Origin of the sequence: Streptomyces sp. NPDC096132 (genome assembly GCF_044763345.1) — a bacterium.
In the GTDB taxonomy this organism is placed as follows: Bacteria; Actinomycetota; Actinomycetes; order Streptomycetales; family Streptomycetaceae; genus Streptomyces.
Window position 1 is genome coordinate 1 of the sequence record NZ_JBIWGA010000015.1, and the last position, 26,099, is coordinate 26,099.

Sequence of the window (26,099 nt, forward strand, 5' to 3'; positions counted from 1 at the left end):
CAGTGAGCGCGAGGGCCGACCGGGGGACGGGGTCGGGGGCGCCCCGGGGGGGGCGGGGGGTCCCAGGGTGCAGTGAGCGCGAGGGCCGACCGGGGGACGGGGTCGGGGGCGCCCCGGGGGGGGCGGGGGGTCCCAGGGTGCAGTGAGCGCGAGGGCCGACCGGGGCACGGGGGTCGGGGGCGCCCCGGGGGGGCGGGGGGTCCCAGGGTGCAGTGAGCGCGAGGGCCGACCGGGGGACGGGGGTCGGGGGCGGGCCAGACGGGGCCCGGGTCAGGCCGGGCGGCGGCGGCTCGGTTCAGGCCGGGGCGCCCAGTTCTGCCCATACTGTCTTGCCGGTGAGGCCCGGGGTGCGGACGACGCCCCAGTCCAGGCAGAGGCGCTGGACGATGAACATGCCGTGGCCGCCGGGGCGGCCCGCGCGGTGCGGGGTGCGGGGGGCCGGCTGGCCGGTGCCGCGGTCGGAGACCTCGACGCGGATCACCTTGTTGTCGCAGCCCAGGACCATCCGCTCCGGCCCCTCGGCGTGCAGGCAGGCGTTGGTGACCAGTTCGGAGACGACGAGCAGCACATCCTCGGCGGCGGCCCGCTGGTCGGCGGTGGCCGCGGGCAGCCAGCCCCACGCGTACAGCGCCTGCCGGGCGAAGTCGCGGGCCGCCGGAACGACCCCGCTCACGCCGTCGAAGCTCAGCCTGCGGACCTGGCGACCCGCCGACGCTCCGGAAGCGCCGCCGGCCTCCGGCTCCTGCTCCGGACCGCGGTCGCCCGGCGAGTAGGGCCGGGTGGTGCTCATCAGCGCTTCACCTCACCGATTCACCGGTTCACAATTCAACATTCACTTCAGCACAGAGTGCGGTACAGAGTGCAGTACGTGGCCCGTCGGCGTTTCCATCGAAGTCCCGCCGAAGTTTCCGTCGATGCCCACCGGCCGTGCCGCCGACAGCGCCGCCGACAGTGCCACCGACATGTTCAGGTTCAGGATGTCTCCTGCCCGACGGAACCGGCGGAACACCCCCCGTTCACATCGCGAAGAAAACGACGGCGATCCTCAGCCGTCCTCGTCGGCGAGCGCCGCGGCGAGCGTGTCGTGCACGGTGAAGACCGCGTCCGCTCCCGTGATCTCGAAGACCCGGGCCACCACGGGCTGCATCCCCGCCAGATGGACCCCGCCCCCGGCCGCCTCCGCCTTCAGGCGCGCCCCGAGCAGGACGTTCAGCCCGGTGGAGTCGCAGAACTCCAGCCGTGAGCAGTCCACGACCAGCCGACTGAGCCCCCTGGAGAGGCAGTCCTCCAGTGGTTCACGCAACAGATCGGCGGTGTGGTGATCCAACTCACCCGCCGGCGTCACGACGGCACTGGAGCCCTCTTCCCGCACCTCGACCAGAAGCCGGCCCGACTGTGCGCTGCCGACCGTCCCGCGGTCCATGCGTCTCTCTCCCGGGTTCGCTCACTGCTCGGTGATTGCCTGGCGACAGCCCGCTGAACTCCTCGCCGGCCGCCCTCGAACCCTACGCCTTCGTCACGTGCTCCAACACCCGAACAATCACGCACAAACGGACATAAGCAAACAAAACGCACTTGCGGAGGGCTCGGTAAAGCCGGTAGGGCTAGAAGGAACACGTAACCGACACGGCCGGCTTTGGAGGCGCCGCACACCGTAGTGCGCTCACTGGCTTCGGCAGCCATATGCCGAGAACGATGGAGGACACCATGTCACCCCGGCTCGACGCATCGCGTACCCCGACAGCGACGTCGACACCCCCACCGGATCAGGAACATCTGGATCCCATCGCGGAGCTCCCCGAGATTCCTCCGTACGAGGACTTCGGACAGATCGGCGCCGTCGACGCACGGGCCCTGTCCAAGACGCTGTTCGAGCGGCTGGAGTCGCTCGAGGAAGGGACGCACGACTACTCGTACGTCCGCAACACCCTCGTCGAACTGAACCTCGCCCTGGTCAAGTTCGCCGCCTCCCGCTTCCGCTCGCGCAGCGAGCCGATGGAGGACATCGTCCAGGTCGGCACGATCGGCCTGATCAAGGCGATCGACCGCTTCGAGCTGTCCCGCGGCGTGGAGTTCCCCACCTTCGCGATGCCGACCATCGTCGGCGAGATCAAGCGCTTCTTCCGGGACACGTCATGGTCCGTGCGCGTCCCGCGCCGGCTCCAGGAGCTGCGGCTCGACCTGGCCAAGGCGGGCGACGAGCTCGCCCAGAAGCTGGACCGCGCCCCCACCGTCGCGGAACTGGCGGAGCGCCTCGGCCTCACCAACGAAGAGGTCGTGGAGGGCATGGCGGCCTCCAACGCCTACACGGCGTCCTCCCTGGACGCCCAGCCCGAGGAGGACGACGCGGAGGGCGCCCTCGCCGACCGCATCGGCTACGAGGACCACGGGCTCGAAGGCATCGAGTACGTAGAGTCGTTGAAGCCCCTGATCGCCGAACTCCCGCCCCGCGAGCGCCAGATCCTCTCCCTCCGCTTCGTCGCGGGCATGACCCAGTCGGAGATCGGCGAGGAACTGGGAATCTCACAGATGCATGTGTCACGGCTGCTGTCGCGGACGCTGGTGCGACTGCGGAAGGCCCTGACGGTCGAGGAGTAACGGGCAGTAGGAGGGCGTGTGCGGGGTTCGTCCCCTCATGGGGCCGCGGCGACGACGCCGCGGCCCCTGCCCTTACCCCCGGAAACCTCCCCACGACACCCCTCACGCCACTAGGGTCACCCCCACCCCAGACTGACCAGTACGTCAGCAACGGCGAGGAGGCGGGTCGTGGTCCGTGCCGACGGAGAAGGCGTACACGCCGACGATTCCACTGGTTCCGACGATTGCGAGGATTCCGACGCCCGGCTGACGGACCTGTTGCGGGGCACGCCCGCCAGGGCCTACCCCGCGCTGCGCGCCCTCCGCACCCGGCACGAGCCCGCCGTCCTGGCGTACGCCCGTCTGTGCACGACGAGCGAACCGGCCGCCCGCCGCCTGGCCGCGGAGGCCTTCACCCTCACCGCCCGTGAGACCGCGCGCGGCAGCGAACCGGGCGGCGCCTGGCGGCACCGGCTTCTGCTGCGGGCGGGGCGACTGGCGGCGGACTGGGCCACGGACGACCGGGCGGGCGGCCTGGACGCGGGCCTGCTCCTGGTCCTCAACACCACCCCGGCACCGGGCGGCCCGCTCCCGCCCCTGCTGCCCGCCTTCCACTCCCTCCCGGCCCGCGCACAGGGCCTGCTCTGGTACGGCGTCGTCGAGCGGGAGGAGCCGGGGCGGATCGCCGTCCTGCTCGACCTGACCCCCGAGGACGTGACGTACGGAATTGCCCCCGCCCTGCACTCCCTCGCCCAGACCTGCCTGCGTCTGCGCCTCGCCGCCTCCGACGATCCCCGCTGCGGGGACTTCCGGCGCCTGATCGAGGAAGCGGTACGCCCGGAGGGCGCGAGGCGCAGTCCCGACCTTGAGGCCCACCGGGCGCACTGCCCGCACTGCGCGACGGCGTACGAGGAGCAGCGCGCGCTGCGGGACGCGCCGCGCACGGCTCTCGCGGAGGGGCTGCTGCCGTGGGGCGGGACGGCGTACGTCAGGGAGGAGCGGCAGCCGGCGGCCGGGGTGACGGCGGCGCCCCGGAAACCGGCTCGGCGCCGTTTCGTCCTCGCGTCGGCGGTGGCGGGGGTGGCGCTGGTGCCGCTGGCTGTGGCGCTGATGCCTTCGGGCGATGGACAGGACTCGACGGGCGCGGTCGCGGCCGACCCGTCGCCCGCCCCCGCGGTGACGGTCACGGCGACGGTGTCGGCACCCGCGCCCTCACCGAGCAGCAAGTCCCCGTCTCCGACGCCGAGTTCCTCTCCTCCGCGCACCAGCGCGCCTCCGAGGCCGACCTCGACCCCGTCCGCGTCTCCGACCTGGGCGCCCGGCGCGACGTACGCCCAGGTCGTGAACGTCGCCACGGGCCGCTGTCTGGAGGTGGCCGGCGACTTCGACAACGGCACGGACGTGGTGACGGTGGCGTGCACGTCCTCGCCGAGCCAGCGGTGGCGAGTGGATACCGGACGAAGGGTGGTGCAGTCGGCCGCCGACCCCGACTTCTGCCTGGACAGCAGGGGGTCGGTCGACAACGGGATCGGCGTCTGGGAGTGCGCCTCGGTGGAGGGCGACCACGGCGACAACCTGCGGTTCACGGTGGACGCCGACGGGACGATACGCCCACAGATCGCGATTCTCACGGGGGTGACGGCGGACGCGGGTGGCGGTGTGTCGCTGGAGCCGCTGGACGGGGGTGGGGATCAGCGGTGGCGGGCGGGGGCGGAGTGACCTGCCCATCTACGCGGCTCCCAGTTCGCACCACACCAGCTTGCCCCGGTGACCGAACCGGGACAGCGGCTGCCATCCCCACAGGTCGGCGCAGGCCCGTACGAGGGCGAAGCCGCGACCGCTCTCGGCGTCTTCCAGTTCCATGAAGTCGCCTGGGGGCTCAGGGGGTTCGGGGTCGGCGTCCCAGGCTCCGATCTGCAGGACGCCGTCCCGGTGACGGATGCGGAGGCAGGCGGGGCCTTTCGTGTGCAGTACGGCGTTGGAGACCAGCTCCGAGGCGAGGAGCTCGGCGGTGTCGGTGAGGTGGGCGAGGTCGTGGAGGGTGAGGATCAGGCGGAGGGTGCGGCGGGAGACCGTGACCGCTCTGGGGTCGGTGGGGATGTAGAGGGAGTACTCCCAGGAGTCGGAGTCGGTTTCAGGCATGGGGCAGCTCCGGGTTGGTGGTGGGGGGTGGGAACGCAGGCAGTGGCAGTGCCGCAGCCGCCATGGCAGGACGGCTCGGTGCGCTTCCGCTGCGTGGGCGAAGCACCACTGACGGTATTTCCTAAATTTAGGAAGGTGCAAGCCGTTGCCCTATCCTGACCCTCGAAAGAGTTACGAGTGCAAGGAAGTTGAGACGAGGGGATGCCGCTTGCCGCCAAAGAGGCATCTCACGGCGCGGCGAGTGCGCCTGGCCGCTGAACTGCGCAGACTCCGCGAGGCGACGGGCATGAAGGCCAAGGAAGCCGCAGTCTTGCTGGGAGCCGACTCTGTCCAGATGAGCCAGATCGAGTCCGGCGTCGCAGGCGTGAGCGCGGAGCGCGTGCGCCGCCTCGCAGCCCACTACGCCTGTACGGACGAGGCGTTGATCGAAGCTCTGGTGTCCATGGCCACCGACCGCACACGAGGCTGGTGGGAGGAGTACCGGGGAGTCCTGCCCCAGGTGAACCTGGACGTTGCGGAGACGGAACATCATGCGGCGTTCCTGCGCGAGGTCGTCATCAACCGCATCCCGGGCCTCCTCCAGACCCCTGACTACGCCCGGGCGGTCTTCAGGTACATGCGCCCGGAACTGCCCGAGAGCGAACTGACGCCCCGGGTCGATTACCGGCTGAGGAGACGCGCCGTCATCGAGGGGGCCGCTCCCACCCCGTACGAGACGATCGTTCACGAGTTCGCCCTGCGCGTCCGGGTGGCCGACCGCCAGACCTCACTCGCTCAACTCCATTGGATTCTGAGCCAGGTCGAACAGAATCACGTCACCGTGCGGGTCATCCCCACCGATCAGGACGGTTTCGCCGGCGCCGGAGCCTCGATGGTGTATGCGGGCGGCCCGGTACAGCGGCTGGACACATGTCTCCGGGACGCCCCCACCGGCGTCGTGTTCGTCGATGCCGAGGCCCAACTGGAACGGCTCCGAACACTCCTTCGTAGGGTGGAGGAAGCGTCGCTGGACCCGATGGCGTCGCGGGACTTCATCCACCGCCTGACGAAGGAGTTGTGAGACACCCCATGAACCACACCCTGCGCTGGCAGAAGTCCACCTTCTCCGACGGCGGCGAAGGTGACACCTGCGTCGAACTCGCCTCCACCCCCACCACCCTCCACCTCCGCGAGTCCGACGCCCCCGCAACCGTCCTCACCACCACCCGCACCCCCCTCTCCCAGCTCCTGCACGCCATACGGACGAACTCCCTCTGAATCCGCGAGTCCAGGGGAAGGAATTGCTGACCGCCCCGGTGTCGGAGGTCGCGCTGCCCGTGCACGCGCGCCATTCGTTCGGGCACGACATGCTCCCCTCGCTCATGGAGCCGGGGACGTACGCCGTCGATCCCGAGCCGCACGGCCCGCTGTGGAAGCCGTGGAGCGAGATCGGGGAGGACGAGGCGGAGGCGCGGGGCGTGTTCGCGCGGGCTCTCCGCTTCCACAGTCTCCCTTTCGGCGCGTCAGGGGCCGTCGCCGTCGCGCCGGGTGACACCCGCGACATGGTGCATGCCCGACGGTGTGCTCCGCGACGATCCCCTGCCGCTGCGCCCGCAGTGGCTGTTCCATGCCGACTCACGCGTGTTCCTCGACACGCTGGCGCGGCTGCCCGCCGTACGTGAGCCATGGCTGCGCGGGATTTTCGACCGCGTGGACGGGCAGGGGTACACCCGCCCGTTCTGACGTCCGGCCTCAGACCACCCGCACGCCCCGCTTCCACACCCCCGACACCAGCGGTACGCCGGGGCGGTAGGCGAGGTGGACGTGGCTGGGGGCGTCCAGGAGGGTCAGGTCGGCGTACGCGCCCGGGGTGAGACGCCCGACGTCGTCCCGGCGCAGGGCCGCCGCTCCGCCCGCCGTCGCCGACCAGACCGCCTCGTCGGGGGTCATGCGCATGTCCCGTACGGCGAGGGCGATGCAGAAGGGGACGGAGGAGGTGAAGGAGGAGCCCGGGTTGCAGTCCGTCGACAGGGCCACCGTCACGCCCGCGTCCAGGAGGCGGCGGGCGTTCGGCCACTCGGCGCGGGTCGAGAACTCGGCGCCGGGGAGGAGGGTGGCGACCGTGCGGCTGTTGGCCAGGGCGTCCACGTCCGCGTCGGTGAGGTGGGTGCAGTGGTCGGCGCTCGCCGCGTCCAGTTCGACGGCGAGCTGGACGCCGGGGCCGTGGGAGAGCTGGTTGGCGTGGATGCGGGGGTGCAGGCCCTTCGCCTTGCCGGCCGTGAGGACGGCGCGGGCCTGGTCGCCGTCGAAGGCGCCCTTCTCGCAGAAGACGTCGATCCAGCGGGCGTGCGGCGCGCAGGCGTCGAGCATCTCGCCGGTGACCAGGGCCACGTACGCGGCCGGGTCGTCGGCGTAGTCGGGGGAGACGATGTGGGCGCCGAGGTAGGTGACCTCGTCGGTGTGGGCGGCGGCCAGGCGCAGGGCGCGGGCCTCGTCGGTGACGGTCAGGCCGTAGCCGGACTTGGTCTCGAAGGTGGTCGTGCCCTGGTGGAGGGCCTCGGAGAGGTAACGGGTGAGGTTCGCCTCCAGTTCCTCGTCGGTCGCGGCACGGGTGGCGGCGACCGTGGTGCGGATGCCGCCCGCCGTGTACCCGCGGCCGGACATGCGGGCGTTGAACTCCTCCGTGCGGTCGCCCGCGAAGACGAGGTGGGAGTGGGAGTCGACGAAGCCGGGGAGGGCCGCCCGGCCGTCGGCGTCGACCCGATTGTCAGTGGCGGGTGCTTTGCTTGAGTCACCGGTCCACACGACGCGGTCGCCCTCGATGACGACGGCCGCGTCCCGGACCAGACCGAGGGGAGATCTGTCACCGAGGGAGGGGTCGTTGGTGACCAGCGTGGCGATGTTGGTGATGACGGTGCTGGTGCTCATCGTGTCCTCGTGGGGGGTCGTCGTCAGGCGCGCAGGGCTTCCACGGCCCGCGCCAGTTGCTGCGGCACATCCGGTACGAGCGTGTGGGCCCCGTCGCGTACGACGTGCCGGCCCGCGACGACCGTGTGCCGTACGTCCGCCGCGGTCGCCGCGAATACGGCGGTCTCGGCGCCGAGCCGGGGCAGCGGGCCCGCTGTCCTGACGGAGTCGAGGGCGATCGTCGTGAAGTCGGCGGGCGCGCCGGTCTCCAGGGTGCCCGCGTCCGGGCGGCCGAGGGCCGCGTGTCCGTCGGCGGAGGCCGCGCGCAGAAGCGCCGCCGCCGTCCAGTGACCGCGGGTGCGGGTGCGCAGGCGCTCGTTCAGCTCCATCGCGCGGGCCTCTTCGAGCAGGTCGATGACGGCGTGGCTGTCGGATCCGAGGGAGAGCGGGGAGCCCTCGTTCTGGAGGGCGACGGCCGGCCCGATGCCGTCCGCGAGGTCCCGCTCGGTCGTCGGGCACATACAGGTGCCGGTGCCGCTGCCGCCGAGGAGGGAGATGTCCTCGGCGGTGAGATGGGTGTTGTGGACGCCGGTGGTGCGCGGTCCGAGGACTCCGTGCACGGCGAGGAGCTGCGTCGGGGTGCAGCCGTGGACCTCGAGGCACGCCTCGTTCTCGGCGGTCTGCTCGGACAGGTGCACGTGCAGTGGCGCCCCGCGCTCCTCGGCCCATCCCGCCACGGTCGCCAACTGGTCGGCGGGCACGGCCCGTACCGAGTGGATCGCGGCCCCGATCCGTGCGTGATCCCGTTCCTTGAGAAGTGAACAGCGTTCGGCCCAGGCGTCCGCGCTGCCGTCGGAGAAGCGGAGCTGATGGGCGTTGGGGGGCTGTCCGAAGCCGGAGGAGAGGTAGGCGGTGTCGAGGAGGGTGATCCGGATACCGGCATCGGCGGCGGCCTCGATCAGTGCCTCGCCCATCGCGTTGGGGTCGGCGTACGGGGTGCCGCCGGGGGCGTGGTGCACATAGTGGAACTCGCCCACGGCCGTGATGCCGGCCAGCGCCATCTCCGCGTACACGGCGCGCGCGAGCGCGTGGTACGTCTCGGGGGTGAGCCGGTCCGCGAAGGAGTACATGATCTCGCGCCAGGTCCAGAAGGTGCCCGAGCCGACCTGGACGGTGCCGCGCAGGGCGCGGTGGAAGGCGTGGGAGTGGGCGTTGGCCAGGCCGGGGAGGGTGAGGCCGCGCAGGATCTCGGCGCCCGGGGGCGGGGAGTCGGCGCCCGTGCGGACGGCCGTGATGCGGCCGTCCGTCACCTCGAGGGCGACGCCCGGCTCGACGTGCGGGTCGAGCCAGGCGTGCTCCAGCCAGTAGGTCCGTGTCCGCTGCGTGGAGGTCACCTGCAGGCCAGTCCTTCCAGTACGTCGGCGAGGGCGTGCACCCCGGCCACGCAGTCGTCCTCGGCGGCGAACTCGGCCGGGGAGTGCGAGACGCCCGTGGGGTTGCGCACGAACAGCATGGCGGTCGGGATGCGTCTGGAGAGGATCCCGGCGTCATGTCCGGCGCCGGTCCCCAGGACGGGGACCCTGAGGCCGGTGTCCTTGCCGTTCTCCTTGCCGCTCTCCCTGCCCAGGATGCGGGCGAGTTCGTCGCGCAGGGCGTGGTCGAACTCGACGACCGGGGTGAAGGACTCACGGACCACGTCGAGGTCGATGCCGTGGGCGGCGGCGTACTCGCGGGCCGCCTTCTCGATGCCGCCGACGACGGTGTCCAGCGTGGCCTGGTCCTCGGCGCGCGAGTCGAGCCAGCCGCGCACCAGGGAGGGGATGGCGTTGACGCCGTTCGGCTCGACGGCGATCTTGCCGAAGGTGGCGACGGCGCCCACGAGTTCGGCCTCGCGGCGGGCGGCGAGGACCGTCTCGGCGTACGACAGCATGGGGTCGCGCCGGTCGACGAGCCTGGTCGTGCCGGCGTGGTTGGCCTCGCCCCGGAAGTCGAACCGCCAGCGGCCGTGCGGCCAGATGGCGCTGGCGATGCCCACCCGGTCGCCGGAGAGGTCCAGCGCGCGGCCCTGTTCGACGTGCAGTTCGACGAAGGCGCCGATGCGGGCGAGCCGCTCCGGGTCGGGGCCGATGGCCTCGGGGTCGTGGCCGGCGGCCTCCATGGCCCGCGGGAGGGTGATCCCGTCGCCGTCGGTGAGCCGGTGCGCCTGCTCGACGGTGAGCTGCCCGGCGGTGAGCCGGGAGCCCACGCAGGCCAGCCCGAAGCGGGCACCCTCCTCGTCCCCGAAGTTGACGAGGGCGAGGGGTTTGGTGAACGTCACCTGCCGGGCGCGCAGTTCGTCGAGCGCGGAGAACGACGACACCACCCCGAGGGGCCCGTCGAAGGCACCCCCGTCCGGCACGGAGTCGAGATGCGATCCGGTGACGACGGCGTCCCCGCCGGCCGGGTCCCCGAGCCATGCCCACTGGTTCCCGTTCCGGTCGACCTCGTACGCCAGCCCCCGCGCCTCGGCCTGGGCCCGGAACCAGGCCCGGCAGTCGGCGTCGGCGGCGGTCCAGGCGTAGCGCCGGTAGCCGCGCGAGTCGGGGTGGCGCCCGATGGGCGCCAGCTCCCGCCACATCTCCTGGAAGGAGGTCACGCCGGATCACCCTCACGCATCGGCACCCGCACGCCCCGCTCGTCGGCGACCGACTCCGCGATGTCGTAGCCGGCGTCCACGTGCCGGATGACGCCCATGCCGGGGTCGTTGGTCAGGACGCGGCGGATCTTCTCGCCGCCGAGCTTGGTGCCGTCGGCGACCGTGACCTGGCCGGCGTGGATGGAGCGGCCCATGCCGACGCCGCCGCCGTGGTGGAGGGAGACCCAGGAGGCGCCGGAGGCCACGTTGACCATGGCGTTCAGCAGCGGCCAGTCCGCGATCGCGTCGGAGCCGTCGAGCATGGCCTCGGTCTCGCGGTAGGGGGAGGCGACGGAGCCGCAGTCGAGGTGGTCGCGGCCGATGGCCAGCGGGGCGGCCAGCTCGCCGCTCGCCACCATGTCGTTGAAGCGCTCGCCGGCCTTGTCGCGCTCGCCGTAGCCGAGCCAGCAGATGCGGGCGGGCAGGCCCTGGAAGTGGACGCGCTCGCCGGCCAACTTGATCCAGCGGGCCAGGGACGCGTTTTGAATGGACTCAGCCTCCGGGAAGAGGTCGAGGATCGCCTTGTCGGTCTTGGCGATGTCCGCGGGGTCGCCGGACAGGGCCGCCCAGCGGAAGGGGCCCTTGCCCTCGCAGAACAGGGGGCGGATGTAGGCGGGGACGAAGCCGGGGAAGGCGAACGCGCGGTCGTAGCCCGCGAGCTGGGCCTCGCCGCGGATGGAGTTGCCGTAGTCGAAGACCTCGGCGCCGGCGTCCAGGAAGCCGACCATCGCCTCGACGTGCCGGGCCATGGACTCACGGGCGCGGGTGGTGAAGCCGGCCGGGTCCTTGGCGGCGGCGTCGGCCATGTCCTCGAAGGCGACGCCGGTCGGCAGGTAGGCCAGCGGGTCGTGGGCGGAGGTCTGGTCGGTGACGATGTCGATGGGGGCGCCCATCGCGAGGAGCTGCGGCACCAGGTCCGCCGCGTTGCCGAGGACGCCGATGGAGAGCGGGCGGCGGGCGTCGCGGGCCTCGACGGCCAGCTGGAGGGCGTGGTCCAGGCTGTCGGCCTTCACGTCCAGGTACCGGTGCTCGATGCGCCGGTCGATCGCGCGCGGATCGCAGTCGACACAGATCGCCACGCCGTCGTTCATGGTCACGGCGAGCGGCTGGGCGCCGCCCATGCCGCCGAGGCCGGCGGTCAGGGTGATGGTGCCGGCGAGGGTGCCGCCGAACTTCTTCGCGGCGACGGCGGCGAAGGTCTCGTAGGTGCCCTGGAGGATGCCCTGAGTGCCGATGTAGATCCAGGAACCCGCGGTCATCTGGCCGTACATGGTCAGGCCGAGGGCCTCCAGGCGGCGGAACTCCTCCCAGTTGGCCCAGTCGCCGACCAGGTTGGAGTTGGCGATGAGGACGCGCGGGGCCCACTCGTGGGTCTGCATGACGCCGACCGGGCGGCCGGACTGGACGAGCATCGTCTCGTCCTGCTTGAGGGTCCGCAGGGTGCGGACCATGGCGTCGAAGGAGCGCCAGTCGCGGGCCGCCTTGCCGGTGCCGCCGTAGACGACGAGCTTGTCGGGGTGTTCGGCGACCTCGGGGTCGAGGTTGTTCTGCAGCATCCGCAGGGCGGCTTCCTGCTGCCATCCCAGGGCGCTCAGTTCCGTACCGCGCGGCGCTCGTACGGGGCGGGGTCCTGACATGGTCTGCCTCCTTGCGGATGGTTCATCCCGGCGGATTGTTGCTCTCTCTATTCACATCCTGGCTCGCTGAATAGGACTAGTCAATACAGGGACCCGACGGATCGGCCACCGAGAGGGTGCGGAGCGAGGGGAAAGGGCGGGGAAAGGGGCGCGCGGCGCCGCGTTCACCACCCCGAACGGACGCGCGCGCCGTTGACGTATCCGGTGGTCACGGTGTTGAAGGGACGCATGGGGCGTCGTACCCCGAAACGGGGCCAGCCGACCCACCCTAGTCAGTCGGCCGCATGTTCCGCTGGAAAATGCCAGATCCCTCACCCGTCGCGCATACGTTGCGTAGCCTCCTCATCACTCATCCGAACCGCAGGCGGGAGGGGAGCCGAACGGTGCCCGGAATCGACGAGTGCCTACTGGAGGCCATGCGGCTGCCCGGGGCCCGGGGAGCCGCACTGGTCGACTGGACCAGCGGGCTGGCGCTGGGCTCCGTCGGGGAGTTCCCGGGCGGTGACCACGAGGCGGCGGCGGCCGAGGCCGCGGAGGTCGCGCGGCTCACGTCCGAGCAGCGGGCGTTCACGCCCGACGGCTTCGACGGCGGCCAGGGCGCCGACGGGCAGGGAGCGGCGGACCCACCGGTGGAGGATCTGATCATCAGCAACCGGGACAGCTACCACCTGCTGCGGTTCGTGCCGACGTCCTTCGACAGCAGTGTCTTCCTGCATGTGTGGCTGGGCCGGTCGGACGGCAATCTCGCGCTGGCCAGGATCAGGCTGGGCGAGATGGCCGGACGGCTGGTGCTGGGATGACGCTCGTGGGGACGACACCGCCGGGGACGACCCCGCCGCCCCGGCTGCCGGTGCGGGAGAGAGCGACGGCCGGAGCGCGGGCGGGCAGCGGGCTGTCACCGATGCTGACCCGACTCGCGGCCGAGCGCGCCACCGGCGTCCTGGAGCGCGAGCGCGGCTCGCTCTACCTCGCCGAGGGCCGTGTGGTGCACGCCGAGAGCCCGCTCGCCCCGGGCCTCGACGTACTCCTGCTGACCCACGGCACGCTCGACAACGCCGCCTGGCGGGAGGCGCTGGAGCGGGCCGACGAGCGACACGGCGCGCTACGGCTGCTGCTCGACGCCGAGCGGATCCCGCGCGGCGCGCTGGAGCTGTGCCATCTGGGGGCGCTGTACGACGCGGCGTACTTCGCGCTCACCCCCAGCAGCACGCCGGGCCGCTTCCGCTACGGCGCCGGGCACCCGCTCGGTGTGCTGCGGCCGGTGCCGGTGGGCGCGCTGGAGCGCGAGACGATGCGCCGCCGCGAGCTGCTGGAGCGGCTGTGGCCGGACCCGCTGGCGGACGGGGCACCGCTGCTGCGCGCCGAAGCGGTCGCCGCGCCGGCACCGACCGCGCGGCAGAACGCCGTACTGGCCCTGGTGAACGGGGTGCGCACGGCGTCGGACATCGCCCGGGAGCTGGGCCGGCAGGCGTTCCACACCCTGGTGGACGTCCGCCGACTGGCCGCGGCGGGGCTGCTGACCGCGCTGTTCCCGCCACCCCTGCCGCACCTCCCGCCGGGAGCACCGGGAGCGCCGGGAGCACTGGGAGCGCCGGGCGCCCCGGGCCCCATGCGCGCACCAGGTGCTCCGGGGACACCGGGCGGTCCCGGAGCGTCGGACGGGCCGGGTGCACCGGACACACCAGGAATACCCGGCGCGCCCGGCGCGCCCCCCACCCCCCATCCCCCGCCGGGCGTCTCCCTGCCCCGTGTCAACGACCCCGACATCACCTTGCTGAAGAGGCTCAGAGATGCGCTGGAGGCCCTTTGAGCGGCAGCGATCGCGCGACGGGAGGAGCGAGTTGATGGCCGCCGGCCCCGAGATCCTCGACGAGCTCCGCCGGCTGCGGGCCCGGGTGCCCCAGCTGACCGGCGCGCTCGCGGCCGGTGTGGACGGGCTCGTCCTCGCCCACGACACACCTGGCGTGGAGCCGGAGGGGGTCGCCGCGCTCACCGCGGCCTCCCTCGGTGTCGCCGTGCGGCTGGCGGACTCCACCGGCCAGGGCGACTTCCGCGAGCTGCTCGTGCGCGGGGTGTACGGCTATGTCGCCACGTACGCGGCGGGCGGCAGCGCCGTACTGACCGTGCTCGCGCAGGACCGCGTCAACGTCGGCCGGCTGCACCTGGAGGGCCGCCGGGCCGGTGCCCGCATCGGGGAGCTCGTCGACGCCCACGAGGCGAAGGCGCGGGAGACCCGGGCGCGCGAGCCGAAGGCCGTGCCCGCCAAGCCACCGGCGCAGCCGCCCGTGCGGACGCCCGCCAAACCCTCCGCCGCACCCCTATGGACCAGATCGGCGCGCGACACATCCACGAACGCGCGCACCACCACGGAAAGTCGAGAGGAACCGAGGAACACGTCATGGCCAACACCGAAACTGCACTGAAAGAGGCGCTCGCCGCGATCGAGGGCGCCTCCGCCGTCGCACTCGTCGACTACACCAGCGGTATGGCGCTGGGCACCCTGGGCGGCACCAAGAGCTTCGACCTGAACGTCGCCGCCGCCGGCAACACCGACGTGGTGCGCGCCAAGATGCGCACCATGGAGCACCTCGGGCTCAAGGCGCAGATCGAGGACATCCTGATCACGCTGTCCGACCAGTACCACCTGATCCGCCTGATCAGCGGGCGCGGCGGCAACGGTCTCTTCCTGTACCTCGTCCTGGACGCCAAGCGGGCCAACCTGGCGATGGCGCGCCACCAGCTCAGGAAGATCGAGGAGGACCTGGAGGTCTGACTACACGTACAGGTCGGTACGGCGGCGCGCCCCGCCCGGGGCCGCGTCGCCCGCCTCGATGCCGGTACCGCGGTACGCCTTGACGGCCTTGCCCGCCGGGCGACCGCCGTACCGGCCCAGCCAGTCGACGCGCACCCACAGCAGCGCGTCCCCGGCCCGCTCGCGCCGGCCGAGCCAGGCGGCCTTCAGCCGCAGTCCGGTGCCACAGCCCGCCAGCAGCATGCCGACGGCGGCGGGCACCGCGAACGAACTGCCCAGCGCGACCGCGAAGGCGAGCAGCAGCCACCAGCGGTGGCCGCGTCGCCAGGTGCGGACGGTGACCGCCCGGTCCTGGAGCACATCGTGCTTGCCGGCCCGGGCGGCCCCGCCCGCCAGCGCGGTGTAGCGCCGGCGGCCGTACAGCGCGACCACGGCGGCGGCCACGAGGAACAGCGCGGCCCCGGCCATGACCCCGATCCGGCGGCCGGTGAACCCGGACGGCAGCACGCCGATCCCCGCCGCGAACACCCCGCACCACCACAGCGGCGCGGCCCCCGCCCGTACGACGACGGCCACCCGAGCCAGCCCCTGACCTCCGCGTGCCACGTCCGCCTCCTTCACACTCCGGCACAGTTCTGGTGACCGGTCAGGCTAGTGACCGAACGTGAGACGAGTCTGAAAAAGCGGTCCTGCTCGATCCGGACCTACTCGACGAACAGCCCCCGGGCCGCCGCGCGCGCGTCGAACTCCTCCAGGCGGGCCTGAGCCTCAGGCAGGTCGTCGCACATCGCCTCGAGCAGGACCCGGCCCAGCAGCATCGGCGCGCACGCCGTGTCGAAGGCGAGCCCGGTGCCGACGGCGGCGGGCAGCAGCAGGTCGGAGACCTTGGCGACCGGCGCGAACGCGGAGTCGGCGACGGTCACGACGGTCAGCCCGGCCTCCTTCGCGTAGGCCAGCGTGTCCAGGACCTCGCGCGGGTGCCGGGGCAGCGCGAAGCACAGCAGCGCGGTGGCGCCCGCGCGTACGGCGGCGTCGATACGGTCCTGGATCATCGTGCCGCCCTCGTCGAGCAGGCGTACGTCCGGGTGGACCTTGGCCGCGAAGTACGAGAAGCCGTAGGCCTGGGAGGCGGCGGCCCGCAGCCCGAGCACCGGCAGCGGACGCGAGGCGGCCAGCAGCCGGCCCGCCCGCTGCACCGGGCGCGGGTCGGCGAGCAGTTCCGCGAGGTGCTTCAGGTTCTCGATCTCGGCCTCGACGGCCTGCTGGTACTCGTTGTACGACGCGGCGCCCGCCGGCTGTTCGGCCGGCGCGACCTCGCGCAGGTGCTTGCGCAGGGCGGGGTAGCCGTCGAAGCCGAGGGCGACGGCGAAACGGGTCACGGAGGGCTGGCTGACGCCGGCCAGCTCGGCCAGCTCCACGCTGGACAGGAACGGCACGTCGGCGGCGCGCCGCACCATGCTGTGGGCGATGCGCCGCTGGGTCGGAGTCAGCCGGTGCCCCTCGAAGAGCGCCTGCAGCCGTCCGGCGGGAGTGTCCGTCACACCGGTCTCGCCCACACCGGTCGTGCCCGCACCCGTGTCGCCCATGGTGGTCTCCCCGCTCATGCCCCGCTCCCCCTCCAGATGTCCGTGAACCGGTCCAGCAGCCGGGCCGCCGCGCTCACGTCGTCCGTGAGCGGCCGGTCGGCCTGTTCCGCGTCGAGCACCGCCTCGGCGAGCTCCAGTGCCCGCCCGGCCGGCAGTCCCGGCTCGGGCCGCAGCTCGCGCTGGCGCAGCGCCCGTACGGCGGCGACGAGTTCGCAGCCGACCACGAGACGGTACGCGCCGCACGCACGCAGTGTCTGCCGGGCGGCGAGCGAGGCGAAACTGGCCTGTTCCTCGACGCCTCGGGAGAGTACAGCGTGGCCGAGCGAGGCGGGCGCCGAGAAGGCCCGCAGGTCGCCGAGGGCGGCGCCGGCGGCGTACTCCAGGATCATCACGCCGGAGGAGGCGGGCCGGTCGTCGGCGAGGAAGGGGCGCAGACGGGTGTAGGCGGGCTCGTTGAGGGTGGAGAGGCGGGAGGTGGACAGCCGCGCCACCTGTGTCAGCGAGAGCCTGAAGTGGTCCAGGGCGAGGGCGAGTTGGGCCTGGTAGAAGCCGCCGTGGTGGTAGGCGGTGAGGTCCTCGGGGGAGATGAGGGGGTTCTCGGCGGCGGCGTTGATCTCGATGCCGAGCACGTCTTCCAGGGCGTCGGCGGCGTCGTGCGCGGGGCCGTGGATCTGGGGCAGGCAGCGGAAGCCGTACGGGTCCTGGATCCGGCCGAGCGGCGGGGTGGGGCGGTCCTCGGCGCCGATCAGCTCCCGCATCCGGCGGGCGACCTCGGTGGAGCCCCGGTGCGGGCGGGCGGCGTGCACGGGGGCGGCGTACGCCTCGTGCGAGCCGTCCACGGCCAGCAGGGACAGGGCTGCGACGACCTGGGTGGCCTCGAGGAGCCCGCGCAGCTCGTGCAGGGCGAGGGCGGACTGGCCGAGAGTGAGGGCGTTGCTGCTGATGAGGGCGAGGGCGTCGTTGTTGTCGAGCGCCTGCGGCGCGGGCACGCCGGCCACACCGGCCCCGGCACCGGAGGCGCCCCACGCGACGCTCGCACCACCCCCACCGAAGCCACCGGCCCCACCAGAGGCACCACCCCCACCGAAGCCACCGGCCCCACCGGAGGCACCACCCCCACCGAAGCCACCGGCCCCACCGGAGGCACCACCCCCACCGGAGGCGCCACCCCCACCGAAGCCACCGGCCCCACCGGAGGCGCCACCCCCGGCAGCGCCACCCGGCCCACCAAAGGCGCCACCTGCGGCAGAAGCGCCCGGTCCACCGGAGGCGCCGGTTCCACCGAAGCCGCCGGTTCCGGCAGAAGCACCCGGCCCACCCGAGACGCCACCCCCGGCAGCAGCACCCACCCCGCCGGGAGCCTCGCGCCAGGGATGTTCCCCCACCAGGGCCAGCCCCACCTGTGCCAGTGCCGCGAGGTCCCCGGTTCCCACCGAGCCGAACTCGTTGACCACCGGGTGGGCCCCGCTCGTCAGGGCCTCGCACAGTGCGGTGACGACGCCGGGGCGCAGACCCGCCCCGCCGGCGAGGAGCTGGTTGGCGCGGACGGCGAGCATGGCGCGCACCTGCCGGGCGGGGAGTTCCTCGCCGATGGCGCCGGCGTGGCTGCGCAGCAGCCGCAACCCGTGTTCGGCGGCCTCCTCGGTGGGCACGTCCTCGTTCCGGTTGGCGCCGACGCCGGTGGAGCGGCCGTAGACGCGTCCGGTCGCGGCGATCTGCCGGGCCGCGTCCCAGACGTCCGTCATCCGCCGCATCGCCTCGGTCCCGGGCACCGGCCGCGCGGTGCCGTCGGCGAGGCGTACGACGTCCAGGACGCCGAGGGCGACCCCGTCGAGGACCACCAGTCCGCTGTGCCCGGCCGGGGCGGCCTCAGGGGTGTCCACGATCCGAGACGACATAAGGCACCAATCTTCCCTCAATCCGGACATCCGATCTTGCTCCTCGGTCATCCGTTACCTCGGATTAACACCGAACCGTTGACAAGCTATTCAGCTACCAAGAACTCTGCATGACGTTATACAGCCGGGCAAGGGACATCTCATGATCCAGTTCGACGCGGTCCACAAGCGCTTCCCCAACGGCACGACAGCTGTCCACGACCTCACCCTGGAAATGCCGGAAGGCGGGGTGACCGTCCTCGTCGGATCCTCCGGTTGCGGCAAGACCACCACCCTGCGCATGGTCAACCGGATGGTCGAGCCGACCTCCGGCACCATCAAGGTCGGCGGCAAGGACGTCACCCGGCAGGACGCGGCCGAACTGCGCCGCTCCATCGGGTACGTCATCCAGCAGGCCGGCCTCTTCCCGCACCGCACGGTGCTCGACAACATCGCCACCGTTCCGCTGCTGCTGGGCCACGGCCGCCGCAAGGCCCGTGCCCGGGCCGCCGAGCTCCTCGAGACCGTGGGCCTGACCGCCGACGCCGGGAAGCGCTACCCCCACCAGCTCTCCGGCGGCCAGCAGCAGCGGGTCGGTGTGGCCCGCGCGCTCGCCGCCGACCCGCCGGTGCTCCTCATGGACGAGCCGTTCGGCGCGGTCGACCCGGTGGTCCGCACCCAGCTCCAGGACGAACTGCTGCGGCTCCAGAAGGAGTTGAACAAGACGATCGTCTTCGTCACGCACGACATCGACGAGGCCGTCCGGCTCGGCGACCGCATCGCCGTCTTCCGCACCGGCGGCCATCTCGTCCAGTGCGCCTCGCCCGCCGAGCTGCTCGCCCGCCCGGCCGACGACTTCGTCGCCGACTTCCTCGGCGCCGAGCGCGGTCTGAAGCTGCTCTCGCTGAAGACCCTCGCCGACGTCCCGCAGGGCCCGGCTCCCGCGGGCGGCACCTGGAACCTCGTACTCGACGAGGCGCGCAAGCCGCTCCACTGGGCCGCGAAGGACGCCGAACTGCCCGTACGGCCGCTGAAGGACACCGACTCGCTCCTCTCGGCGCTCAACGAGTCCGTCGCCTCCCCCACCGGTCTGGTCGCCCGCGTCGACGGGGCCGGCGTCCTCACCGGCGTCACCTCCCGCGACGACATCCACGCGCACGCCGGCCGGGCGCACGCGGAAGCCCGGGTGGCCGCATGACCATCGACTGGTCCTGGATATCCGGCCACACCGACGACCTGACCACGCTCACGCTCTCCCACCTCCAGGCAGCCCTCACCGCCGTCCTCCTCGGCCTGCTGATCTCGCTGCCGCTCGCCGTGGTCGCGCACCGGATCCGCCCGCTGCGCGGCTTCCTCCTCGGGCTCTCGAACGTCCTGTTCACGATCCCGTCGATCGCGATCTTCGTGCTGCTGCTGCCGGTCAGCGGTCTGACCCGCACCACGACCGTCATCGGCCTGACCGTCTACACGCTGGTCGTGCTGCTGCGGAACACGGTCGAGGGCCTGGACTCGGTCCCCGTGAAGACCAAGGAGGCGGCCAAGGCGATGGGCACGCGCCCCCTGCGCACGCTCCTCACCGTCGAGTTCCCGCTCGCCCTCCCCGTGATCATGGCGGGGGTCAGGATCGCGACCGTCATGTCGATCTCTCTCGTCTCGGTCGCGACCTACATCGGCGACGGCGGCCTCGGCCAGCTCTTCACCGACGGCTTCCAGCGCGACTTCCCGACCCCGGTGATCGCGGGCGTGGTCCTCACGATCCTCCTCGCGGTCGTCGCCGACGCGCTGCTGGTCGCCCTCCAGTACGTCCTGACCCCGTGGAAGAGGCGGCGAGCCTGACATGTACGAACTCTTCAAGAACCTGGGCGCATGGCTGGCCGGAGGCGACCAGTGGACGGGCCCGGACGGCATCGCCCACCGCCTCGCCGAGCACCTCCAGTACTCGCTGCTCGCCACCCTCGTCGCCGCCGCGATCGGACTCCCGGTCGGCCTGCTGATCGGCCACACCGGCAAGGGCGCCTTCCTCGCGATCAACCTCGCGTCCTTCGGCCGCGCACTGCCGACCGTCGGCCTGGTCGTCCTGGTCTTCCTGGCCAGCGGTCTGTCCATGTGGCCGGTGTACGTGGCGCTCGTCGCCCTCGCCGTCCCGGCGATCGTCACCAACACCTACGCGGGCATGACGGCCGTCGACCCGGACGTGCGGGACGCGGCGCGCGGACAGGGCATGCGCGGCCACCAGGTCCTGTTCCAGGTCGAGCTGCCCCTCGCCCTCCCCCTGATCATGACCGGCCTGCGGCTCGCGCTGATCCAGGTCGTCGCCACGGCGACCATCGCCGCGTACGTCTCCTTCGGCGGCCTCGGCCGCTACGTCTTCGACGGGCTCGCCCAGCGCGACCTCGTGCAGGTGCTCGGCGGCGCGGTGCTGGTCGCCGCGGTGGCCGTCGCCCTCGACCTGCTGCTCGCCGGCCTCCAGCGCTACCTCTTCCGTCACCGCACCGCATAGGGACTCCGCCATGAACCGACGTACTCTCCTCGGCGGCCTGTTCGCCGCGGCCTCCGTCCCCGCCCTCTCCGCCTGCGCGAGCGGCATCACCTCGCTCGACGGCGAGGGTACGAACACCTCCGGCGGCGGCTCCAGCAAGGGCGGGGTCACCATCGGCACCGCCAACTTCACCGAGAACCAGGTACTGGGCTACCTCTACGCGGCCGTCCTGACGCAGGCCGGGGTGAAGGTGAAGGTCCGCCCGAACCTCGGCACCCGCGAGATCGTGATCCCGGCCCTCAAGGGCGGCGACATCGACCTCCTGCCGGAGTACCAGGGCGCCCTGCTCGACTACCTGGACCCGAGGGCGACGGCGACGGAGGAGGGCGAGATGCAGAACGCCCTCACCATCGCGCTCCCGGCCGGCCTCCAGGTCCTGCCGTACGGGCTGGCCGAGGACGCCGACGCGTTCGCCGTCACCCGTGAGACGGCCGAGAAGTACGGACTGAGCTCCCTCGCCGACCTGAGGAAGCAGAACGGCAGGCTGATCCTCGGCGCCGCCCCCGAGGTGAAGAAGCGCGAGGTGGGCGTGGTCGGACTGAAGGAGGTGTACGGCGTCGAGTTCAAGGAGTTCAAGTCCCTCGACTCCTCCGGCCCCCTGGTCAAGGGCGCGCTGAAGAAGGGGGACGTCGACGTGGCGAACCTCTTCACCACCGACACCGACATCGAGGACAACGACTGGGTGGTGCTGAGCGACCCGAAGAACCTCATCCCCGGCCAGCACATCGTGCCCCTCGTCGCCGACCGCAAGGCCGACTCCACCGTCCGCAAGGCCCTCGCCCGGCTCGGCAACGTCCTCACCACCGCCCATCTCACCGAGCTCAACCGTCAGGTGGACACGGACAAGAAGGACCCGGAGGACGTGGCGAACGCGTACGCCAAGCAGCACGGCCTGGCCGCGTAAGGCCCTCGGAACCGCCTCCGCCGCCCTCCCGGCGAACCCGACCCCGAACAGGGGGGCTATCCCCAGTGCCAGGGGTGTCCCCGCTGCCTACCGTTGAAGTTCATGACGGGACGGGAGACCACCATGGACGCGCGCGACATCGACCTGAAGAAGGAACTCGACGCCACCCTGCAGACCCGCAGGGAGCTGGGCGAGGAGTACGAGTCCGCGCTGGTGGACTCGTTCCTGGAGAAGGTCGACCAGCGCATCGACGCGGCGGTCGAGCGCCGGGTGCGCAGGGGGTTCGCTCAGGCGCAGACGGCGACGGCCCGTGACGCCCGCTCACCGAAGGCCACGGACTCCTGGGGTGAGCGCTTCGGCTTCGGCATCGTCTCGCTGGTGCTGGCGATCCCGCTGTCCGCGATCGGCGCGGGCACCGCGCATCTGCCCGGCCTGATCGTCTCCTGGGTGGGCATCGTCGGCGTCAACGCGGTCCAGGCAGCCCGCACCCACCCGGGCCTCTTCGGCACCCATCGCCGCTCCTCGAAGAAGGACGGCTGGGAGGACTGAGGACGCGCTGCAGAGACCGGAAAAAAGATATGCGCGGGGACCGCCGCACCCCCGTTGCCGGGGGGCGGGACGACGGCGGTCCCCGCGAAGGACGCGGGCCGGGTCAGGCCGGGCTTGCGCGTCCATGGCGTCTGTGGAGGTCCGGGAGCCGCTCCGGAGGTCCGTGACGCCGTTCGGTTGTCGGCCGGGGCGGGGAGCCGCTCCCGCCCTGCCGACACCCACTAATGTGCCGGACGCGTGTTAAGCGAGTGCTGCGCGGACGTGACACGCTCGTACCACTTCCGCGAAGTCCACCACTTCGGTAGGCAAGCGGAACTTCGGCGGCCGGAGGGGGAGTTCACCGCAGGTTTCCCGGAGGTTTCGGCCCCGGACCCCGGTCATGCCTACTTCCCGCCCTTGGCCAGGAAGGCCAGCAGGTCCTGGCGGCTGACGACACCGGTCGGCTTGCCCTCGACGAGGACGATCGCGGCGTCCGCGTTGCCGAGGACGGACATCAGGTCGCCGACCGGCTCACCGGAGCCGACCTGCGGCAGCGGGGCGGACATGTGCTTCTCCAGCGGGTCGGAGAGGGAGGCCCGCTGGGTGAACAGCGCGTCGAGCAGCTCGCGTTCGACGACCGAGCCCACGACCTCCGCCGCCATGACGTCCGGGTGACCGGCGCCGGGCTTCACGATCGGCATCTGCGAGACGCCGTACTCGCGCAGCACCTCGATGGCCTGCCCGACGGTTTCGTCCGGGTGCATGTGGACGAGGGACGGCATGGCGCCGTGCTCCTTGTCGTTGAGGACGTCGGCGACCCGGGCGCTGGGGCCCTCGTCCTCCAGGAAGCCGTAGTCGGCCATCCACTCGTCGTTGAAGATCTTGGAGAGATAGCCGCGGCCGCTGTCGGGGAGCAGGACCACCACGACGTCGTCGGGGCCGAGCCGCTCGGCGACCCGGAGCGCGGCGACGACGGCCATGCCGCAGGAGCCGCCCACCAGCAGGCCCTCCTCCTTGGCGAGCCGGCGCGTCATCTGGAAGGAGTCCTTGTCGGACACCGCGACGATCTCGTCGGCGACGGTCCGGTCGTAGGCGGTGGGCCAGAAGTCCTCACCGACGCCCTCGACCAGGTACGGCCGCCCGGAGCCGCCGGAGTACACGGACCCCTCCGGGTCGGCGCCGACGACCTGCACCTTCCCGTCGCTGGCGTCCTTCAGATAGCGCCCGGTGCCGGAGATGGTGCCGCCGGTGCCCACGCCCGCCACGAAGTGCGTGATCTTCCCTTCCGTCTGCTCCCACAGCTCGGGACCGGTGGAGTGGTAGTGGGAGAGCGGGTTGTTGGCGTTGGAGTACTGGTCGGGCTTCCACGCGCCGGGCGTCTCGCGCACCAGCCGGTCGGAGACGTTGTAGTAGGAGTCCGGGTGCTCGGGATCCACGGCGGTCGGGCAGACGACGACCTCCGCGCCGTACGCCCGCAGCACGTTGATCTTGTCCGTCGACACCTTGTCGGGGCACACGAAGATGCACTTGTACCCCTTCTGCTGCGCCACGATCGCCAGCCCGACGCCGGTGTTGCCGCTGGTCGGCTCGACGATCGTGCCGCCCGGCTTGAGCTCCCCGCTCTGCTCGGCGGCCTCGATCATGCGCAGGGCGATGCGGTCCTTCACGGAACCGCCCGGGTTGAAGTACTCCACCTTGGCCAGGACGGTGGCCCGGATGCCCTTGGTCACGCTGTTGAGCCTCACCAGCGGGGTGTTGCCGACGAGGCTGATCATCGAGTCGTGGAATTGCACCGTTGTCTCCGGTTGCTTGCAAAAACAGTGGTCGTAGTGGTTACGCCAGCCTACGGCCCGGCGGCGAGGTTCACTCCCTGTTGAGATTGGCCGACGGTCCGTACGGGGCAAGGAGTGGTTGTACGGACACGAGGAGGTGGCGGCGAGGCATGACGAGCATGTCGAGGGCGAGGGTGGCCCGGCGCATCGCGGCCGGCGCGGCCTACGGCGGCGGCGGTATCGGCCTGGCCGGAGCGGCGGCCGTGGGACTGCTGATCGCGGAGGCACAGATGGCCCGGCGCCACGTGAACGGCAACGGCGGGCATCCCCGCGTCCCGCACGCCGACGGCCGCTACGGACGGACGTACGACGCTCCCGGCACCCCGGCAGCGGAGCCGCTGCGGCTGGTGCTGCTGGGCGACTCCACGGCGGCCGGCCAGGGCGTCCACCGCTCCGGCCAGACACCGGGCGCGCTGCTGGCGTCCGGGCTCGCGGCGGTGGCGGAACGCCCGGTGGAACTCCGTAACGTCGCCCTCCCCGGCGCCCAGTCCGACGACCTCGACCGTCAGGTCGCGCTGATCCTCGGCGGTCCGGATCAGGTGCCCGACATCTGCGTGATCATGATCGGCGCGAACGACGTGACCCAGCGCATGCCGCCGACGCGCTCGGTACGGCATCTGTCCGCCGCGGTACGACGGCTGCGGACGGCCGGCGCGGAGGTGGTGGTCGGCACCTGCCCCGACCTCGGCACGATCGAGCCGGTCCCGCAGCCCTTGCGCTGGCTGGCCCGCAGAGCCTCCCGCCAGCTGGCGGCCGCCCAGACGATCGGAGTGATCGAACAGGGCGGCCGCACGGTGTCACTGGGCGACCTGTTGGGCCCCGAGTTCGAGGCGAACCCCCGCGAGCTGTTCGGACCCGACCACTACCACCCCTCCGCCGAGGGGTACGCGACGGCCGCCATGGCGGTCCTCCCCACCGTGTGCGCCGCCCTCGGCCTCTGGCCGGCGGAGGAGGAGCGCCCGGACGTCTCCCGCCGCGAGGGCTTCCTGCCGGTGGCCCGGGCCGCGGCCGAGGCGGCCTCGGAGGCCGGTACGGAGGTCACGGCGGCCATGCCGACCGGGCCCCGGGGGCCCTGGGCCCTCCTCAAGCGTCGCAGGCGCCGGAGGGTCCCGGAGCCGGAGCCGACCCCCGCGACCCCGACGTCGTGAGGGACGCCCGGCGGCGTTCCGGGCGGCGGGGTTCGCCGATCGTGGGCAGGATGAGAGTGTCCGGCCGCGGTCCGCGGTGGGACAGGACGTGCCCGAGAGGCAGGGTGTGCGATGGGCGAGGTGCGCGTCTCACCACCGGTCTCCGAGGTCCGGGTGTCCCTGGGCGACGAGGTCGTGGTGCAGCTCCCGGAGAACGCCGGCACCGGCTACCTCTGGTCGGTCCAGCGGGTCGACGGTGCCGTGGAGGTGACCGGCGACGCCTACGAGGCGCCGGGACGCCCTGCGCCCGGGGCCGGGGGGAGGCGGATCGTGCGCATCCGGCCGACGGCGGTCGGCGAGGGGCTGGTCGTGCTGGTGCTGAAGCGGCCCTGGGAGGACCACGTCGAGGACCGGGTCGACGTCCGGATCTCGGCCGGCGGCGCCGACGCCGGAGGCTGACCGCGGGCAGGGCCGCCCCGCCTCGGGACGGCCCTGCCGGGGATGCCGGGTGGGATCACCACAGATAGATCTCGTGGACCATCCCGTCCGTCTCCTCGCGGAAGGAGATGGGCCGACCCGTCTGACGGGCCTGGGACGCCAGCACGGTCAGGGCCGTGAAGGCGGCGTCGGACCCGTTGTAGAGCTTCTTCCACACCCCGCCCTTGACGTGCAGGTGCGCGTTGCGCGCCTGGTCGATCGACCACATGCCGTCGACCATGACGTTCTGGGTCCACACACCCGAGACGGACCCGCCCGCCGCGATGGCCTGGATGGCCTGCTCGGTCGCCCTGGCGTCGGGGTGGACCAGGGGCCGGGCCTCGCCGACGGTCGTCTCCTCGAACCGGACGGCCATGGCGTCGGTCTTCGGCTTGCCGAACTCGGTGACCGGTATCGCCGAGAGACCCACGTCCACACCGGGCGGCGGCATGACCGGCCTGCCGACACCGTCCATGGCCGCGGTGGTCGCGCCGTATCCGGTACGTGCCCTGGCGGAGGGCGCTTCCAGCGTGCTCGTCTGCTGCGGACTCATCGTGTACC

The 26,099-nt window shown here is 72.3% G+C and carries 28 protein-coding genes; 16 read left to right on the top strand and 12 right to left on the bottom strand.

All coding sequences use genetic code 11. The annotated features are described in order from the left end of the window. Positions 1-295: 295 nt before the first annotated feature. The gene (locus tag ACIRF9_RS31225; protein WP_403828804.1) at positions 296-790 is read right to left on the bottom strand and encodes an ATP-binding protein; all 495 of its coding nucleotides are present in this window, start codon (positions 788-790) and stop codon (positions 296-298) included. Positions 791-1,045: 255 nt separating this feature from the next. After that, positions 1,046-1,423, bottom strand: a complete 378-nt coding sequence (locus tag ACIRF9_RS31230; RefSeq protein WP_403828807.1) for an STAS domain-containing protein — start codon at positions 1,421-1,423, stop codon at positions 1,046-1,048. 284 nt (positions 1,424-1,707) lie between these two features. Between ACIRF9_RS31230 and ACIRF9_RS31235 the strand changes: the two genes are divergently transcribed. Together ACIRF9_RS31235 and ACIRF9_RS31240 are read left to right on the top strand one after the other, a co-directional pair. After that, positions 1,708-2,598 (top strand): RNA polymerase sigma factor SigF, encoded by an 891-nt coding sequence (locus ACIRF9_RS31235; RefSeq protein WP_403828810.1) that lies wholly within the window; start codon positions 1,708-1,710, stop codon positions 2,596-2,598. A 168-nt stretch (positions 2,599-2,766) separates the two neighbouring features. After that, positions 2,767-4,296: a ricin-type beta-trefoil lectin domain protein gene (locus ACIRF9_RS31240; RefSeq protein WP_403828813.1), complete on the top strand. Its 1,530-nt coding sequence runs from the start codon at positions 2,767-2,769 to the stop codon at positions 4,294-4,296. A 9-nt stretch (positions 4,297-4,305) separates the two neighbouring features. Here the strand turns inward: ACIRF9_RS31240 and ACIRF9_RS31245 are convergent, their stop codons facing one another. Further along, positions 4,306-4,719 (bottom strand): ATP-binding protein, encoded by a 414-nt coding sequence (locus ACIRF9_RS31245; protein WP_403828815.1) that lies wholly within the window; start codon positions 4,717-4,719, stop codon positions 4,306-4,308. Between the two features lie 208 nt (positions 4,720-4,927). Between ACIRF9_RS31245 and ACIRF9_RS31250 the strand changes: the two genes are divergently transcribed. From ACIRF9_RS31250 to ACIRF9_RS31260, 3 genes are all read left to right on the top strand, one after another. Next, positions 4,928-5,779, top strand: coding sequence for a helix-turn-helix domain-containing protein (locus ACIRF9_RS31250; RefSeq protein WP_403829426.1), 852 nt, complete (start codon positions 4,928-4,930; stop codon positions 5,777-5,779). A gap of 8 nt (positions 5,780-5,787) precedes the next feature. Further along, a complete protein-coding gene (locus tag ACIRF9_RS31255) occupies positions 5,788-5,976 on the top strand; it encodes a DUF397 domain-containing protein (protein WP_403828817.1) in 189 nt (62 codons plus the stop codon). A 291-nt stretch (positions 5,977-6,267) separates the two neighbouring features. Next, complete coding sequence (locus tag ACIRF9_RS31260) at positions 6,268-6,441, top strand: hypothetical protein (RefSeq protein ID WP_403828820.1); 174 nt, start codon at positions 6,268-6,270, stop codon at positions 6,439-6,441. A 9-nt stretch (positions 6,442-6,450) separates the two neighbouring features. On the opposite strand, the gene hutI is transcribed toward ACIRF9_RS31260, so the two are convergent. Genes hutI through hutU form a run of 4 tightly spaced genes read right to left on the bottom strand, consistent with a single transcriptional unit; the run spans position 6,451 to position 11,916 of the window. Then, entirely contained in the window at positions 6,451-7,626 is a 1,176-nt protein-coding gene (hutI, locus tag ACIRF9_RS31265; RefSeq protein WP_403828823.1) for an imidazolonepropionase, read from the bottom strand. A gap of 23 nt (positions 7,627-7,649) precedes the next feature. Beyond that, on the bottom strand, positions 7,650-8,999 hold the full coding sequence (locus ACIRF9_RS31270) for a formimidoylglutamate deiminase (RefSeq protein WP_403828825.1): 1,350 nt from the start codon (positions 8,997-8,999) through the stop codon (positions 7,650-7,652). Then, entirely contained in the window at positions 8,996-10,222 is a 1,227-nt protein-coding gene (locus ACIRF9_RS31275) for an allantoate amidohydrolase (RefSeq protein ID WP_403829428.1), read from the bottom strand. The genes ACIRF9_RS31270 and ACIRF9_RS31275 overlap by 4 nt, the downstream gene beginning before the upstream one ends. Positions 10,223-10,236: 14 nt before the next feature. Continuing rightward, positions 10,237-11,916: a urocanate hydratase gene (hutU, locus tag ACIRF9_RS31280; RefSeq protein WP_403828827.1), complete on the bottom strand. Its 1,680-nt coding sequence runs from the start codon at positions 11,914-11,916 to the stop codon at positions 10,237-10,239. A gap of 383 nt (positions 11,917-12,299) precedes the next feature. On the opposite strand from hutU, the gene ACIRF9_RS31285 reads away from it, so the two are divergent. The 4 genes from ACIRF9_RS31285 to ACIRF9_RS31300 are packed head-to-tail and all read left to right on the top strand — an operon-like array spanning position 12,300 to position 14,689. After that, the gene (locus ACIRF9_RS31285; protein ID WP_403828830.1) at positions 12,300-12,716 is read left to right on the top strand and encodes a hypothetical protein; all 417 of its coding nucleotides are present in this window, start codon (positions 12,300-12,302) and stop codon (positions 12,714-12,716) included. Next, positions 12,713-13,726, top strand: coding sequence for a transcriptional regulator (locus ACIRF9_RS31290; protein ID WP_403828833.1), 1,014 nt, complete (start codon positions 12,713-12,715; stop codon positions 13,724-13,726). The genes ACIRF9_RS31285 and ACIRF9_RS31290 overlap by 4 nt, the downstream gene beginning before the upstream one ends. Positions 13,727-13,760: 34 nt before the next feature. Continuing rightward, positions 13,761-14,339, top strand: coding sequence for a roadblock/LC7 domain-containing protein (locus ACIRF9_RS31295; RefSeq protein ID WP_403828835.1), 579 nt, complete (start codon positions 13,761-13,763; stop codon positions 14,337-14,339). Beyond that, entirely contained in the window at positions 14,315-14,689 is a 375-nt protein-coding gene (locus ACIRF9_RS31300) for a hypothetical protein (RefSeq protein ID WP_403828838.1), read from the top strand. Before ACIRF9_RS31295 ends, ACIRF9_RS31300 begins: the two co-directional genes overlap by 25 nt. On the opposite strand, the gene ACIRF9_RS31305 is transcribed toward ACIRF9_RS31300, so the two are convergent. From ACIRF9_RS31305 to ACIRF9_RS31315, 3 genes are all read right to left on the bottom strand, one after another. Beyond that, the gene (locus ACIRF9_RS31305) at positions 14,690-15,274 is read right to left on the bottom strand and encodes a hypothetical protein (protein WP_403828841.1); all 585 of its coding nucleotides are present in this window, start codon (positions 15,272-15,274) and stop codon (positions 14,690-14,692) included. Positions 15,275-15,372: 98 nt separating this feature from the next. Next, positions 15,373-16,254, bottom strand: a complete 882-nt coding sequence (locus ACIRF9_RS31310) for a MurR/RpiR family transcriptional regulator (protein ID WP_403829431.1) — start codon at positions 16,252-16,254, stop codon at positions 15,373-15,375. Positions 16,255-16,268: 14 nt separating this feature from the next. Further along, positions 16,269-18,137 carry an aromatic amino acid ammonia-lyase gene (locus tag ACIRF9_RS31315; protein WP_403828843.1) on the bottom strand — a complete coding sequence of 623 codons (1,869 nt, stop codon included), beginning with the start codon at positions 18,135-18,137 and terminating at the stop codon, positions 16,269-16,271. 157 nt (positions 18,138-18,294) lie between these two features. On the opposite strand from ACIRF9_RS31315, the gene ACIRF9_RS31320 reads away from it, so the two are divergent. The 5 genes from ACIRF9_RS31320 to ACIRF9_RS31340 all read left to right on the top strand — a co-directional run bounded on the left by ACIRF9_RS31320 (position 18,295) and on the right by ACIRF9_RS31340 (position 22,123). Continuing rightward, positions 18,295-19,329, top strand: a complete 1,035-nt coding sequence (locus ACIRF9_RS31320) for an ABC transporter ATP-binding protein (RefSeq protein WP_403828846.1) — start codon at positions 18,295-18,297, stop codon at positions 19,327-19,329. Beyond that, positions 19,326-19,967: an ABC transporter permease gene (locus ACIRF9_RS31325; protein WP_403828848.1), complete on the top strand. Its 642-nt coding sequence runs from the start codon at positions 19,326-19,328 to the stop codon at positions 19,965-19,967. The genes ACIRF9_RS31320 and ACIRF9_RS31325 overlap by 4 nt, the downstream gene beginning before the upstream one ends. 1 nt (position 19,968) lies before the next feature. Further along, complete coding sequence (locus ACIRF9_RS31330) at positions 19,969-20,631, top strand: ABC transporter permease (protein ID WP_403828852.1); 663 nt, start codon at positions 19,969-19,971, stop codon at positions 20,629-20,631. A 10-nt stretch (positions 20,632-20,641) separates the two neighbouring features. Beyond that, on the top strand, positions 20,642-21,574 hold the full coding sequence (locus ACIRF9_RS31335) for an ABC transporter substrate-binding protein (RefSeq protein ID WP_403828856.1): 933 nt from the start codon (positions 20,642-20,644) through the stop codon (positions 21,572-21,574). A 123-nt stretch (positions 21,575-21,697) separates the two neighbouring features. Next, complete coding sequence (locus ACIRF9_RS31340; protein ID WP_403829432.1) at positions 21,698-22,123, top strand: hypothetical protein; 426 nt, start codon at positions 21,698-21,700, stop codon at positions 22,121-22,123. A 383-nt stretch (positions 22,124-22,506) separates the two neighbouring features. Here the strand turns inward: ACIRF9_RS31340 and ACIRF9_RS31345 are convergent, their stop codons facing one another. Further along, positions 22,507-23,895, bottom strand: a complete 1,389-nt coding sequence (locus ACIRF9_RS31345; RefSeq protein ID WP_403828859.1) for a cystathionine beta-synthase — start codon at positions 23,893-23,895, stop codon at positions 22,507-22,509. A 149-nt stretch (positions 23,896-24,044) separates the two neighbouring features. Here ACIRF9_RS31345 and ACIRF9_RS31350 point away from each other — a divergent pair, with 149 nt between their 5' ends. Together ACIRF9_RS31350 and ACIRF9_RS31355 are read left to right on the top strand one after the other, a co-directional pair. Further along, positions 24,045-25,082, top strand: coding sequence for an SGNH/GDSL hydrolase family protein (locus tag ACIRF9_RS31350; RefSeq protein ID WP_403828862.1), 1,038 nt, complete (start codon positions 24,045-24,047; stop codon positions 25,080-25,082). Positions 25,083-25,193: 111 nt separating this feature from the next. Continuing rightward, on the top strand, positions 25,194-25,520 hold the full coding sequence (locus ACIRF9_RS31355; RefSeq protein WP_403828865.1) for a protease inhibitor I42 family protein: 327 nt from the start codon (positions 25,194-25,196) through the stop codon (positions 25,518-25,520). Between the two features lie 55 nt (positions 25,521-25,575). On the opposite strand, the gene ACIRF9_RS31360 is transcribed toward ACIRF9_RS31355, so the two are convergent. Further along, entirely contained in the window at positions 25,576-26,091 is a 516-nt protein-coding gene (locus ACIRF9_RS31360) for a hypothetical protein (protein ID WP_403828867.1), read from the bottom strand. Between the last annotated feature and the right edge of the window lie 8 nt (positions 26,092-26,099).

Coding starts and splice junctions, on each gene's coding strand:
- ACIRF9_RS31245 (WP_403828815.1), bottom strand. CDS start 4,719: ATGCCTGAAACCGACTCCGACTCCTGGGAGTACTCCCTCTACATCCCC.
- ACIRF9_RS31335 (WP_403828856.1), top strand. CDS start 20,642: ATGAACCGACGTACTCTCCTCGGCGGCCTGTTCGCCGCGGCCTCCGTC.
- ACIRF9_RS31295 (WP_403828835.1), top strand. CDS start 13,761: ATGGCCGCCGGCCCCGAGATCCTCGACGAGCTCCGCCGGCTGCGGGCC.
- ACIRF9_RS31325 (WP_403828848.1), top strand. CDS start 19,326: ATGACCATCGACTGGTCCTGGATATCCGGCCACACCGACGACCTGACC.
- ACIRF9_RS31330 (WP_403828852.1), top strand. CDS start 19,969: ATGTACGAACTCTTCAAGAACCTGGGCGCATGGCTGGCCGGAGGCGAC.
- ACIRF9_RS31290 (WP_403828833.1), top strand. CDS start 12,713: ATGACGCTCGTGGGGACGACACCGCCGGGGACGACCCCGCCGCCCCGG.
- ACIRF9_RS31320 (WP_403828846.1), top strand. CDS start 18,295: ATGATCCAGTTCGACGCGGTCCACAAGCGCTTCCCCAACGGCACGACA.
- ACIRF9_RS31350 (WP_403828862.1), top strand. CDS start 24,045: ATGACGAGCATGTCGAGGGCGAGGGTGGCCCGGCGCATCGCGGCCGGC.
- ACIRF9_RS31275 (WP_403829428.1), bottom strand. CDS start 10,222: ATGTGGCGGGAGCTGGCGCCCATCGGGCGCCACCCCGACTCGCGCGGC.
- hutI (WP_403828823.1), bottom strand. CDS start 7,626: ATGAGCACCAGCACCGTCATCACCAACATCGCCACGCTGGTCACCAAC.
- ACIRF9_RS31360 (WP_403828867.1), bottom strand. CDS start 26,091: ATGAGTCCGCAGCAGACGAGCACGCTGGAAGCGCCCTCCGCCAGGGCA.
- ACIRF9_RS31225 (WP_403828804.1), bottom strand. CDS start 790: ATGAGCACCACCCGGCCCTACTCGCCGGGCGACCGCGGTCCGGAGCAG.
- ACIRF9_RS31310 (WP_403829431.1), bottom strand. CDS start 16,254: ATGGGCGACACGGGTGCGGGCACGACCGGTGTGGGCGAGACCGGTGTG.
- ACIRF9_RS31255 (WP_403828817.1), top strand. CDS start 5,788: ATGAACCACACCCTGCGCTGGCAGAAGTCCACCTTCTCCGACGGCGGC.
- ACIRF9_RS31260 (WP_403828820.1), top strand. CDS start 6,268: ATGCCCGACGGTGTGCTCCGCGACGATCCCCTGCCGCTGCGCCCGCAG.
- ACIRF9_RS31355 (WP_403828865.1), top strand. CDS start 25,194: ATGGGCGAGGTGCGCGTCTCACCACCGGTCTCCGAGGTCCGGGTGTCC.
- ACIRF9_RS31230 (WP_403828807.1), bottom strand. CDS start 1,423: ATGGACCGCGGGACGGTCGGCAGCGCACAGTCGGGCCGGCTTCTGGTC.
- hutU (WP_403828827.1), bottom strand. CDS start 11,916: ATGTCAGGACCCCGCCCCGTACGAGCGCCGCGCGGTACGGAACTGAGC.
- ACIRF9_RS31300 (WP_403828838.1), top strand. CDS start 14,315: ATGGCCAACACCGAAACTGCACTGAAAGAGGCGCTCGCCGCGATCGAG.
- ACIRF9_RS31235 (WP_403828810.1), top strand. CDS start 1,708: ATGTCACCCCGGCTCGACGCATCGCGTACCCCGACAGCGACGTCGACA.
- ACIRF9_RS31340 (WP_403829432.1), top strand. CDS start 21,698: ATGGACGCGCGCGACATCGACCTGAAGAAGGAACTCGACGCCACCCTG.